11 protein-coding genes are annotated in these 12085 nt (G+C 70.8%); 3 read left to right on the forward strand and 8 right to left on the reverse strand.

The genetic code is table 11. The features are described 5' to 3' along the window. Window positions 1-206: 206 nt before the first annotated feature. Complete coding sequence (locus ACZ5WC_RS16710) at window positions 207-1343, reverse strand: P1 family peptidase (RefSeq protein ID WP_468541475.1); 1137 nt, start codon at window positions 1341-1343, stop codon at window positions 207-209. A gap of 489 nt (window positions 1344-1832) precedes the next feature. On the opposite strand from ACZ5WC_RS16710, the gene ACZ5WC_RS16715 reads away from it, so the two are divergent. After that, the gene (locus ACZ5WC_RS16715) at window positions 1833-2057 is read left to right on the forward strand and encodes a hypothetical protein (protein ID WP_096627084.1); all 225 of its coding nucleotides are present in this window, start codon (window positions 1833-1835) and stop codon (window positions 2055-2057) included. Window positions 2058-2073: 16 nt separating this feature from the next. Here the strand turns inward: ACZ5WC_RS16715 and ACZ5WC_RS16720 are convergent, their stop codons facing one another. Both ACZ5WC_RS16720 and ACZ5WC_RS16725 read right to left on the reverse strand, forming a co-directional pair. Beyond that, window positions 2074-2589, reverse strand: coding sequence for an MscL family protein (locus ACZ5WC_RS16720; protein ID WP_468541476.1), 516 nt, complete (start codon window positions 2587-2589; stop codon window positions 2074-2076). A gap of 113 nt (window positions 2590-2702) precedes the next feature. Continuing rightward, complete coding sequence (locus tag ACZ5WC_RS16725; RefSeq protein WP_468541685.1) at window positions 2703-3161, reverse strand: hypothetical protein; 459 nt, start codon at window positions 3159-3161, stop codon at window positions 2703-2705. A 169-nt stretch (window positions 3162-3330) separates the two neighbouring features. Between ACZ5WC_RS16725 and ACZ5WC_RS16730 the strand changes: the two genes are divergently transcribed. After that, window positions 3331-3459 carry a hypothetical protein gene (locus ACZ5WC_RS16730; RefSeq protein ID WP_468541477.1) on the forward strand — a complete coding sequence of 43 codons (129 nt, stop codon included), beginning with the start codon at window positions 3331-3333 and terminating at the stop codon, window positions 3457-3459. Window positions 3460-3587: 128 nt separating this feature from the next. On the opposite strand, the gene ACZ5WC_RS16735 is transcribed toward ACZ5WC_RS16730, so the two are convergent. The 4 genes from ACZ5WC_RS16735 to ACZ5WC_RS16750 all read right to left on the reverse strand — a co-directional run bounded on the left by ACZ5WC_RS16735 (window position 3588) and on the right by ACZ5WC_RS16750 (window position 8230). Next, entirely contained in the window at window positions 3588-4511 is a 924-nt protein-coding gene (locus ACZ5WC_RS16735; protein ID WP_468541478.1) for an S-methyl-5'-thioadenosine phosphorylase, read from the reverse strand. Between the two features lie 114 nt (window positions 4512-4625). After that, entirely contained in the window at window positions 4626-4964 is a 339-nt protein-coding gene (locus ACZ5WC_RS16740) for an FmdB family zinc ribbon protein (RefSeq protein ID WP_468541479.1), read from the reverse strand. 66 nt (window positions 4965-5030) lie between these two features. Beyond that, window positions 5031-6311: an MFS transporter gene (locus tag ACZ5WC_RS16745; protein ID WP_468541480.1), complete on the reverse strand. Its 1281-nt coding sequence runs from the start codon at window positions 6309-6311 to the stop codon at window positions 5031-5033. Window positions 6312-6673: 362 nt separating this feature from the next. Further along, the gene (locus ACZ5WC_RS16750) at window positions 6674-8230 is read right to left on the reverse strand and encodes a potassium/proton antiporter (protein ID WP_468541481.1); all 1557 of its coding nucleotides are present in this window, start codon (window positions 8228-8230) and stop codon (window positions 6674-6676) included. 277 nt (window positions 8231-8507) lie between these two features. On the opposite strand from ACZ5WC_RS16750, the gene ACZ5WC_RS16755 reads away from it, so the two are divergent. After that, window positions 8508-11252: a penicillin acylase family protein gene (locus tag ACZ5WC_RS16755; RefSeq protein ID WP_468541482.1), complete on the forward strand. Its 2745-nt coding sequence runs from the start codon at window positions 8508-8510 to the stop codon at window positions 11250-11252. Between the two features lie 142 nt (window positions 11253-11394). Here ACZ5WC_RS16755 and ACZ5WC_RS16760 read toward each other — a convergent pair whose 3' ends face one another. Then, entirely contained in the window at window positions 11395-12000 is a 606-nt protein-coding gene (locus ACZ5WC_RS16760; protein WP_468541483.1) for a 5-formyltetrahydrofolate cyclo-ligase, read from the reverse strand. Window positions 12001-12085 lie beyond the last annotated feature (85 nt).

Raw genomic sequence — 12085 nt, forward strand, 5'->3', positions numbered from 1 at the left:
TGTTACTTGATGCGTGCTCAACGTAGTCCCTGAGTCTGACATCGTGACCGGGGTTCGTAAAAACGTAGGGCGCACGCAGAAAGTTCCCCCGGTGTTCCCGGCGCATTTCGGGCGGTTGGGATGAACTCCCTTGCACAGGTGCCAAGTCGGCAGCCCGCGGGCCCCTCGCCCGCGCCGCACGCCCCCTCCCGCCCGGCGGGGGTGGGCTAGCCGTCGTACAGCTCCGTGTACGAGAGGAACGTCCCGCCCGGCCCCGTGACCGTGCGGGCCGCTCGCACCGCCTTCACGATGGCGCGGGCCAGCACATCCGCGCCCGCCGCCAGGATCTCGTTGACCGCGACCGGGTCCTGCGAGGGCACCGGCACCCGCCCCGTGGCGAGCGTGAACACCGTGTCCCCGTCGGTCAGCATATGGACCGGGCGCACCGCTCGGGCCAGCCCGTCGTGGGCGGTGCCCGCCAGCTTCTGGGCCTGAGCCCGGACCAGATCCGCGTCCGTGGCGACCACCGCGATCGTCGTGTTGAACGGCGGCGCCCCGCCCCCGGCCGCCTCCGCCGCCTCCCGCTCCCGCGCCAGCCGCCGCAGCGCCTCCGCGTGGACCTCGGCCGGGGGGTACGCGGGCGGCTCCCCCGGCCGGGGATGCGTGGGCGACTCCGACCCGGCCCCGTACTCCCCGAACAGCACCCCGGTCCGGGGATCGACCACCGAACCCGCCGCGTTCACCGCGACCAGGGCCGCCACCGTCACGCCCGACGCCAGGCGTACGCTCGCCGTGCCGATCCCGCCCTTGAGCTGCCCGGCCACCGCCCCCGTACCCGCCCCCACACCGCCCTCGGCGACCGGCTCCCCGGGGCCCGTGGCGGCGGCCGCCTCCACCGCCGCGCGCCCGGTCGACGCGTCGGGCCGGGCCCGCCAGTCACCGCCCCGGCCGAGGTCGAAGAGAGCGGCGGCCGGAACGACCGGCACCACCTGGGCGCGGTCCGCGCCGACCTGGACGCCCCGGCCCCGCTCCTCCAGCCACGCCATCACGCCGGACGCGGCGTCGAGACCGTACGCACTGCCGCCCGTGAGGACGACCGCGTCGACCCGCTGCACCAGATTGCGCGGGTCCAGCGCGTCCGTCTCCCGCGTCCCCGGCCCGCCGCCCCGCACGTCCACCGCTGCCACCGCACCCCCTTCGGGCGCCAGGACGACGGTCGTACCGCTCAACGCGCCCGCACCGGCGACCTCGGCATGCCCGACGCGGATACCGGCCACGTCCGTCAACGCGTCGAGCAGCGGCGGGTTGCCGGGAGCCCGGTTCTCGGAAGCCCGGTTCTCAGGGGTCTGGTCCTCGCGGGGCATCGGGCGGCTCCTCACGTCGGTGCGGGGGTGTGCGTCGAACGTACCGGCGGGCGGGGCGCTATGAGGACGGTCCCGCGTGTCCAGGATTTCGTGAAGGCATTCACAACCGCACAAGGATTCAGGGTTCGGGGGCCCGTACGAAACCACAGTTCAGCGGTGCTGGGAGGAGTACGGTCTGGTTCCTGCCCGCCACGAACTCAAGGCGATGGCACAGTCTCCCGGTGACGACATCTCCGGCCCCGCCCGCACCGGCGCGAAGCCGTGCAGTGGTTGTGCTTCGGCTGCCTCGCCGCCGTGATCGACGAGTGGATGGAGGGCAACACCGGTACGGCCTGGTGGGGGGCCGGATTTCTCGGTCTTTCCCTTCTCGCCGTGCTCGCCCTGCTTAGCGTGCTCGCCTTGTGGCTGCTCGCCCGAAGGACCGCTGACGGCCGCCGCCCGGTCCCACGGCGGCTCACGTCTCCCCGTGAGCCGCCGTACCCTGGAAGCATGAGCGCCGCCCCCGCCCCCCGCCCGCGCGATGCGAAGCAGCAGCAGCCATCGGGGCAGCTGCCTGAGGAACCGAAGCCCAAGCCGGTTCTGGTCTTCGACGATCCGCTGGACCGGCAGTCCGCGGACGATACGGACCAGGGGTGGGGTGAGCGGCCTCTTGCCGGTGGCAGCGCCGCCGACCTCGCCCGTTTTCTGGACGAGAAGCCGCCCCACCACATCTGAGCCGGTGCGCGGCGGGCTACCGGTCCCCGCCCGGGAAGCCGCCCGTCCCCGCCCCACCGGAGCCGTCCGGCGCACCGCCGGTGCGCTGCGCGAGCAGGGCGTCGCGGATCTCCTTCAACACCTCCAGCTCGCTGACCTCCAGCGTCTCCTGCACACCCTCCTTGGCAGCCTGCATCGCCGCCCGCCTGGCCAGATACTTGGCCATCGGCAGCACCACCAGGAAGTACACGACGGCGGCGGTGATCAGGAAGCTGAGGGTGGCGCTGAGCACCGAGCCCCACAGCATTCTGATCCCTTCCATCTCCCCGGTCTGCGGGTTCGTGGTGCAGGGGCCCCGGAGGCAGGAGCTGTAGCTGTCCAGGTCCTGCGTGCCGAACGCGCCGACCAGCGGATTGATGATGCCCTTGACGAACGCGTTCACGATGTTGGTGAACGCCGCGCCGATGACGACAGCCACCGCGAGGTCGACCACATTGCCGCGCGTCAGGAAGGCCTTGAAGCCCTCCAGCAGACTGACCTTCTTCTCGCTCACAGGTGAGCCTTCCTTCGCATGTGCGGTGACGGGAGCAAACTGCTCCGTCACCTAAGGCGGCAGAAGGCGACACTGTCCAATCCGCTAATTCGCACGGGTGACTTGATGGCGTGTCAGTTCGCATCGGAAACCGCCACGGCCAGTCGGCCCGACGCGCCCGCGCCCAGCAGCGCCGTGGCCGTCGACCGCTCCACGGACAGCACCACCAGGGCCCCTGGGCCCCCCGCCGCCGGCCCGTGAGCACTGTCGTCCGGCACCTTCGCCACGCGCGCACCCCGTGCCACGACGTGTGCGTCGTCGCCCGTGTCACCGACCGCGATCACATCGACCCGGTCTCCCGGCCGCAGCAGGCGTACCGTCTCCGCGTCCGCGATGCGCACCGGCGCGGAGACCAGCCGCACCGACGGCCGCCCGGCGCCCGCCGGGGCATCCGACGCCGCTGCCTCCCCGTCGGCCGCGCCGCCCAGGCCGCCGGTGGCCAGCGCGGCACCCGCCAGGGCGAGCCCCGCGGCCGCCGCCCGCCGCTGCCTGCGCAGCATGCGCCGCAGCCGGTCCGCACCGCCGCCCCGCACACGCAGCGGAGTGAACGGCCCCACCCGGCAGGGCGCGGGCACTGGTGCCGGGGGCCCGGGCGGCGGTTTCACCCGGCCCGCAGAGGTTCCCGCAGAGGTTTGGGCGTGGGGGCAGGTGTGGGTGTGGTGTCCGGAGCGCGTGGGCGCGGACGTGGACGTGGACGTGGGCATGGGAACGGACGTAGACGCGGGCATGGACGTGACGGACGCCGACGCGGGCAGGGGCGCGGACGTGGACGCGGGCAGGGACGCGGACGTGGATGTGAATGTGGACATGGCACCACCTGGAATCGGGTGAACGAACGCAAAGGAGAGGGGGAGTCCGGCCCGGGTGATCCGGCCGGACTCCCCTCACTTTCCCCCGTCCGCGCAGATCCCGCTGACCCCTGTGGACAGCGCCCGCACTGTGGACAACTCCGTCACCTGTCAGGGAAGCGCGATGCCTGTGTCGATCCCGTCCAGCGCGTGGGCGCAGGTGCAGTTGCGGATCTCCGTCTTCGGCAGCCCGGCCACCGCGTCGAACAGCACCGTGCGCAGCCGGTCCACATTGGCCGCGAATACCCGGAGGACCTCCTCGTGCGAGACGCCCTCACCGGCTTCGGCCCCCGCGTCCAGGTCGGTGACCAGGGTCATCGTCGTGTAGCAGAGGCCCAGTTCGCGGGCGAGCACCGCTTCGGGGTGCCCGGTCATGCCCACGACCGACCAGCCCATCGCCGCGTGCCAGCGCGATTCCGCGCGGGTCGAGAAGCGGGGGCCTTCGACGACCACCAGGGTGCCGCCGTCCACCGGGTCCCAGCCGTGTCCGCGCGCCGCGGCGAGCGCGGCCTTGCGGCCCTCGGGGCAGTAGGGGTCGGCGAAGCCCAGGTGGACGACGTTCGGCACGGTCCCGTCGGCCCGGGTCTCACCGTCGTAATACGTCTGCACTCGGGTCTTGGTGCGGTCCACCAGCTGGTCCGGGACGAGAAGGGTGCCCGGCCCGAACTCCGGCCGCAGTCCGCCGACCGCGCACGGTCCCAGTACCTGGCGGACCCCGACGGAACGCAGGGCCCAGAGGTTGGCCCGGTAGTTGATGCGGTGCGGGGGCAGGTGGTGGCCGCGTCCGTGGCGGGGCAGGAAGGCCACCCTGCGGCCGCCGATCTCGCCGAGGAACACCGAGTCGCTGGGCTTCCCGTAAGGGGTGTCCACGGCGACCTCGGTGACGTCGTCCATGAAGGAGTAGAAGCCCGAGCCGCCGATGACACCGATCTCCGCGGCCGCCTCGGAACCGGATGCGCCCGCCGTACCCGCGGTGCCTGCCGTGCCCGTGTCCGTGCCGGAGCTCGTACTCGTATCCGTATGTGCGTTCACCATGCGGTCACCGTATCCGGGGGCCGTGTGCGGGGAAGTGCCGCCCGGGGAAAGCGCTCGGACCCCGCCGAGTGGATCGGCGGGGTCCGGTGAAGCGTGTGTGGGGCGTACGCGGGCTCAGGCGGCCGACGTACCGCTCGACGAGGCCGACGCGGGGGCCGACGACGAGGAGGAGGGCGACGACGAAGCGCTCGCCTTGGTCTCCGAACCCGACTTCGCGGACGAAGCGGAGTCGGCCGGCTTCGAGGACGACGACGCCGGTGTGCTGCTCGACGACGAGCCGCGGCTGTCGTTCCGGTAGAAACCGGAACCCTTGAAGACGATGCCGACCGCAGAGAACACCTTCTTCAGGCGTCCGTCGCAGCTCGGGCATACGGTCAGGGCGTCATCGGTGAACTTCTGCACCGCCTCAAGGCCCTCGCCGCACTCGGTGCACTGGTACTGATAGGTCGGCACTTGCTCCTCCTGGCACTCTCACTCAATGAGTGCTAACGACGCTCCATACTGACGTATTCCTTTGAATCAGTCCACTGTGACGGGCTCGCGGTGACCGATCCCACGTGCCACGGTGCGTCCCGGGGACCTCGGTGTCAGCCGCGAGCGCAGGGCCAGCAGCGTCATCAGGGCGAGTGCGGTACCGGCCAGCGGCACCAGGAATCCGGTGCTCGCGCCGTGGCCGTCGGCGAGCTGTCCGGCCACGGTCACGGCTGCCGCCTGGCCGAGCGCCACAGCGCCCGTCAGCCAGGTGAAGGCCTCCGTGCGGGCGGTGGCGGGAACCAGCGCCTCGACGAGGGTGTAGCCGCTGATCAGCGCCGGAGCGATGCACAGGCCCACCAGCAGGCCGAGCCCGGCCAGCAGCGGCACCGAGTGCACGGCCCACAGGCCGGACGCGGTCAGGGTCAGCGCCACGTACCCGATGATCAGCCGACGCCGCGGGCTGCTCTTCCAGGCGATCGCGCCGCAGGCGAGGCCGGCCAGCATGTTGCCCGCCGCGAAGATCCCGTAGAGCAGGCCGTTCACCCCGGGGTGGCCGATCTCCTCGGAGAACGCGGTCAGGGAGACCTGCATCCCGCCGAAGACCGCGCCGATGCCCAGGAAGGAGATCGCCAGGACGCGCACGCCCGGTACGGAGAGTGCCGAGGCGTGCGGTTCGGCCGCGGTCGCGGCGGCGCGGGGTGCGGGCTGGGTGGCCCGCTGAGCGGCGAAGAACAGGCCGCCGATCAGGGTGAGGGCCGCCTCGGCGACCAGGCCCGCGGCGGGGTGTACGCCGGTGCACAGCGCGGTGGCGATGACCGGGCCCAGGACGAACGTGAACTCGTCCGTCACCGACTCGAACGCGGCCGCGGTGGACATCAGGGGAGAGGCGGGGCGGTCGGGGGTCGCGCCCAGCATCGCCGCCCAGCGGGCCCGCACCATCGGGCCGATCTGCGGGATCGAGGCGCCCGTCGGCACGGCGGCGGCGAACAGCGCCCACAGGGGGGCGTCCGCCAGCGCCAGCACGGTCAGGGTGCTCACGGAGACGGCGTGGAGGAGGACCCCGGGCAGCAGCACGGAGCGCTGGCCGAAACGGTCGGCGAGCTTGCCGCTCTGCGGGGCGAACAGCGCCATGGAGACGCCGGAGACGGCCGCCACGGCGCCCGCGCTGCCGTAGGAGCCGGTGGTGTGCTGCACGAGGAGCACGATGCTGATGGTGAGCATCGCGAAGGGCTGCCGTGCGGCGAAGCCCGGGAGGAGGAAGGTCCACGCACCGGGGGTGCGCAGCAGCTGCCCGTATCCGGGGCGGTCGGAGACCGTGGGTGCCACGGTCCTTGCCTTTCTGCCGCCTGGTAGCCCTGCTTCCCGGCGCCCTTGTGGGGCGGGCCGGACGGAAGCGGCCGAGAGCTGTCCTCTTCGCGCGGAACTGCGGTAGATGCCGGGCGGCTCGCTGCCATCGGCGGAGAAGCGCCGGGCCAAGAGACACCACGACCGCCATACGGTCGCGCCAGCTCTGCTTCAGACAGAGTTGGTCGATCAGGGTTGGTCGATCATGCTTGCCTTTATGGTACAGGCAGGAAGCCTTGTGCGCCTGTGATTGCGTACAGGGCTACGGGTATCGGCCTGTGATCTGCGACGCGTCCGCAGTGAATCACCTGCGGTGTCACCTTATGGATCGCGCCGCCCGTGACTCAGGGGCGTGTCTTCGTGTCGCTGCCGCCGCCGAGCCTCTTGGTCAGCTTCATCGCCTGGGGGATGCCGGATTCGCCCTGGGGGCCCGGAGCGGCGGACGCCCGCGACGTACCGGAGCTGCCCGCTCCGCCCGTGCCCAGCCAGCCCGCCAGCTTGCCGCCCTCGCCGACCGCGCGCAGTCGGGCCTCCGCCGTGTCGCGCACCGGGTCGGTGGCCACCACCAGCAGTTCGTCCCCGCGTCGCAGGACGGTCGTCGGTGAGGGGACGAAGCTCTTGCCGTCCCGGACCACCAGGGTGACGGCCGCGCCCGCCGGGAGCCGCAGCTCGCCGACCTCGACGCCGTGCATCTTCGAGTGCGGAGGGACGGCGACCGACAGCAGATGCCCGCGCAGTCGCTCCAGCGGGGCGGACTCGACGCCCAGGTCGTCGGGCTCGGCCTGGTCATCGGCGATCTTCAGCTTGGCCGCGACCCAGGGCAGCGTCGGGCCCTGTACCAGGGTGTAGACGATGACCAGGACGAAGACGATGTTGAAGATCCGGGTGCTGCCCTCCACCCCGGACACCATCGGAATGGTCGCCAGGACGATGGGCACCGCCCCGCGCAGCCCCGCCCAGGACATGAGCGCCTTCTCGCGGGCCGGCAGCCGGAACGGCGCGAGGCTCAGGAAGACCGACAGCGGCCGCGCCACCATGGTCAGCACGAGGCCCACGACGACGGCGGGCCAGAAGTCGTCGACCAGGTCGTGCGGGGTGACCAGCAGGCCGAGCAGCACGAACATGCCGATCTGGGCCAGCCAGCCGAGCCCGTCGGCGAAACCGCGGGTGGCGGGCCAGTGCGGCAGCTTGGAGTTGCCGAGGATCATCGCGGCCAGGTAGACGGCGAGGAAGCCGCTGCCGTGGGCCATGGCGCCCGCGGCGTACGCGGAGACGGCGATGGCCATCACGGCGATCGGGTAGAGGCCGGAGGCGGGCAGCGCCACGTGCCGCAGTCCGAGCGACCCCAGCCAGCCCACGGTGACGCCGATGGCGGCGCCGATGGCCAGCTCCAGGGCGATCTCGCCGACCAGGACGTACCAGTGCTCGACCGGTCCGACCGCGGAGAACGCGACGACCAGGATGACGACGGGGGCGTCGTTGAAGCCGGACTCGGCCTCCAGGACACCGGTGACCCGGGGCGGCAGCGGCACTCTGCGCAGGACGGAGAAGACGGCCGCCGCGTCGGTCGAGGAGACGACCGCGCCGATGATCAGGGCCTGACGCCAGTCGAGACCCACGAGGTAGTGCGCGGCGGAGGCGGTGACAGCCACGCTGATGGCGACGCCGAGGGTGGAGACCACCGCGGCCGCGGGCAGGACGGGACGGACCTCTTTCCACTTCGCACCGAGTCCGCCCTCGGCCAGGATGACGACCAGCGCGGCATAGCCGATCACCTGTGTCAGCTCGGCGTTGTCGAACTTGACGTCGAAGATGCCGTCCTGCCCCAGGGCGATCCCGATGCCGAGATACAGCAGCAGACTGGGCAGCCCGCTGCGCGAGGAGATCCGTACCGCCACCACGGCGACGAGCAGGACGAGCGAGCAGACGAGCAGGAGTTCGTTGAGCGCGTGGACAGTCAGGGTCCGTTCCTTCCCTGCGTGCGCCTGCCGGATCGTCCTCCGGCAGCCCGGTACTTCGTTACCTTACCTAATCTTTAACGCTTCCTTGACGGCTTCGAGCGTTCGTACGAGGAAGACGCAAATGGATGCATCCCTATACCGCGTCCGAGTGGCTTCTCCGCTGCGCCTATGGTTGCTCCTGCACTCCCAGGACCACCCTGCCCCTCGAAGGACAGCGATGCCCGCCAATACAACCGCCTCTTCCGGCCCTTCCGACGAGAAGAAGCCCGGCAGGAAGAAGGGGCGACGCGCCCGCCTGATCGTGCTCGTCCTGGTGCTGGCGCTCGTCGCGGGTGTCGGTTTCGGGGCGTACTGGTCCGTGTCCACCGTGCGGGCCTCGTACCCGCAGACCACCGGGTCGATCACGCTCGACGGCCTTGGCGGTGACGTCGAAGTCAAACGTGACGCGTACGGAATTCCGCAGATCTACGCGGACACCGATGCCGACCTCTTCCGCGCCCAGGGCTTCGTACAGGCTCAGGACCGTTTCTGGGAAATGGACGTCCGGCGGCACATGACGTCCGGCCGGCTCTCCGAGATGTTCGGTTCCGGACAGGTGGAGACCGATTCCTTCCTGCGCACGCTCGGCTGGCGGCAGGTGGCGCAGAAGGAGTACGACGAGGTCCTGGACGAGAGCACCAAGAAGAACCTCCAGTCCTACGCGGAGGGCGTCAACGCGTATCTGAAGGGCAAGGAAGGCCGGGACATCTCGGTCGAGTACGCGGCTCTGGGGCTGACCAACGACTACAAGCCCGGCAAGTGGACCCCGGTGGACTCGGTCGCCTGGCTCAAGGCGATGGCCTGGGACCTGCGCGGCAACATGCAGGACGAGATCGACCGTTCGCTGCTGACCAGCCGTCTCGACAAGGACCAGATCGAGGACCTGTACCCCGGCTACCCGTACAGGAAGCACAAGCCGATCGTGAGGCAGGGTGCGGTCTCCCCGGTCACCGGGAAGTTCGACCCCGAGGCGACTCCGTCGGACAACATCGGGTCGGCGACCGCCCAGGGCGCGACCGAAGGCCTGAGCACCCAGCTCGCCGCCCTCTCCGACACCCTCGACGAGATCCCGGCGCTGCTCGGCCCGAACGGCAACGGCATCGGGTCCAACTCCTGGGTGGTCTCCGGTGAGTACACGACGACCGGCAAGCCGCTGCTGGCCAACGACCCGCACCTGGCGCCGATGCTGCCCTCCCTCTGGTACCAGATGGGCCTGCACTGCCGGGAGCTGTCCAAGACCTGCCAGTACGACACCGCGGGCTACACGTTCTCCGGGATGCCCGGTGTGATCATCGGTCACAACCAGGACATCGCCTGGGGCCTCACCAACCTGGGCGCCGACGTCACCGACCTCTTCCTGGAGAAGGTCTCCGGCGACGGCTACCTGTACGACGGCGAGGTCAAGCCGTTCAAGATCCGCGAGGAGACCATCAAGGTCGCCGGCGGCCGGGACCGGAAGATCACCGTCCGTGAGACGGACAACGGTCCGCTCGTCTCCGACCGCAGCAAGGAGCTGGAGAAGGTCGGCCAGAAAGCGCCCGTCACCAACGTCGCCCCGGACCGCGCCGACGGCTACGCGGTCGCGCTGAAGTGGACGGCGCTCCAGCCCGGCAGGTCCATGGACGCGGTCTTCGCGCTCAACCGGGCCAAGGACTTCACCACGTTCCGGGCGGCCGCCGAGCACTTCGAGGTCCCCTCGCAGAACCTCATCTACGCCGACACCGAGGGCAACATCGGCTATCAGGCCCCGGGCACCATCCCGGTCCGCCTCAAGGGCGACGGCACGCTGCCGAGCCCCGGCTGGAGCTCGGAGTACGGCTGGGAGAAGGAGCCCGTCCCCTTCGACGAGCTCCCCTACGAGTACAACCCGAAGCGCGGCTACATCGTCACCGCCAACCAGGCCGTCATCGACGAGGGCAAGTACCCCCACCTCCTGACCAAGGACTGGGGCTACGGCGCCCGCAGCCAGCGGATCGACGACCTCATCGCCCAGAAGGTCAAGGGCGGTGAGAAGATCTCGACCGACGACATGCAGAAGATGCAGATGGACAACTTCAGCGAGATCGCCGCGCTGCTGGTGCCCGAACTGCAGAAGATCAACATCTCCGACCCGAGCGTGCGCGAGGCGCAGAAGCTGCTGGACGGCTGGGACTACACCCAGGAACCCGACTCGGCGGCCGCCGCGTACTTCAACGGCGTCTGGCGCAACATCCTCAAGCTCGCCTTCGGCAACAAGCTCCCCAAGGAGCTGCGGGTCAAGGGCGACTGCATCAACGTGCCCCCGGCCAAGAACAGCGGTCCCCTCGACGAGCAGAAGAAGCTCGTCCGCGAATGCGGCCAGCGCGACGGCGACTCGGCGCAGCCGGACGGCGGCGACCGCTGGTTCCAGGTGGTCCGCGACATCGTGGACGACCAGGACAACGAGTGGTGGAAGGCGCCCGCCCGGGGCCGCGAGGGCGCGCTGGAGAGCCGCGACGACCTCTTCGCCCAGGCGATGGAGGACGCGCGCTGGGAGCTGACCGCCAAGCTCGGCAAGGACATCTCCACCTGGAGCTGGGGCCGGCTGCACCGCCTGATGCTGAAGAACCAGACCCTCGGCACCGAGGGGCCCGGCCTGCTCCAGCGGGCGCTCAACCGGGGCCCCTGGAACCTCGGCGGCGGCGAGGCGGCGGTCAACGCCACCGGCTGGAACGCGGCAAGCGGCTACGAGGTCATCTGGGTGCCGTCGATGCGGATGGTCGTCAACGTGGGGGACTGGGACAAGTCTCGCTGGATCAACCTCACCGGCGCCTCCGGGCACGCGTTCAACACGCACTACACCGACCAGACCGACAAGTGGGTCGACGGTGAACTGCTCGACTGGTCCTTCGGGCCGAACGCGGTGAGCGAGGCCGCCGTGGACACGCTGACGCTGAAACCGTAGGGAATCAGCAGCATCCTCTGGGGCCAGCAGCCCCTTTATGGCTCACGCGTGAGCCATAAAGGGGCGCGCTCGAACGACAGGACGGGCGCGCTTGAGCGACAAGAGGGGCGTTTGAACGACAAGAGGGCGCGGCCGAAGCGGCTCAGCGGCCGAAGCGCCGCGCTCCGGCCGGAGTGACCACGGCGTCCACGGGGTGGTCATGCGGTTCCGAGGGGACCCGCGCGACCACCTCGTCGTCGTACAGGAGAACGACGAGCGCCGGGTGCGCCCCGGCGGCCGTCAGCCGGGCCAGCACCCGGTCGTAGCTGCCGCCGCCCCGCCCCAGCCGCATCCCGGCCCCGTCCACGGCCAGGCCGGGCAGCAGCACCGCGTCGGCGTCCAGCACGGCGTCCGGTCCCAGGCGGCGGCCGTCCGGCTCCAGGAGCCCCCGTCCGGCGGGCAGCAGGTGCTCCGCGCCCTCGTAGGCCGCCCAGTCCAGGTCGTTGTCGGCCAGGAGCACGGGCAGCAGCACCCGTACGCCGCGCTCGCGCAGCGCGTCCAGCAGGGCGCGGGTGCCCGGTTCGCGTCCCACGGAGACGTACGCGGCGACCGTCCGGGCGTCGGCCAGTTGGGGCAGGTCCAGGGCACAGGCGGCGAGAACCGCGGCGGCCCGGGCGACGTCCTCCTTCGTCAGGAGGGCCCGCGCGGCGAGCAGTTCGCGCCGCAGGGTGGCCTTCGCCGACGTCTTTCCGGGTTTGTCGGTGTTCAATGGAGACTCGCACGATTCTCGTATGGGCATATTTAAGGGCAAAGTTAACCGGAAGATCAGCTTCTGGCCGGGTGCAGCCGTTAAG

It is taken from the genome of Streptomyces sp. NPDC033165, from assembly GCF_055577965.1.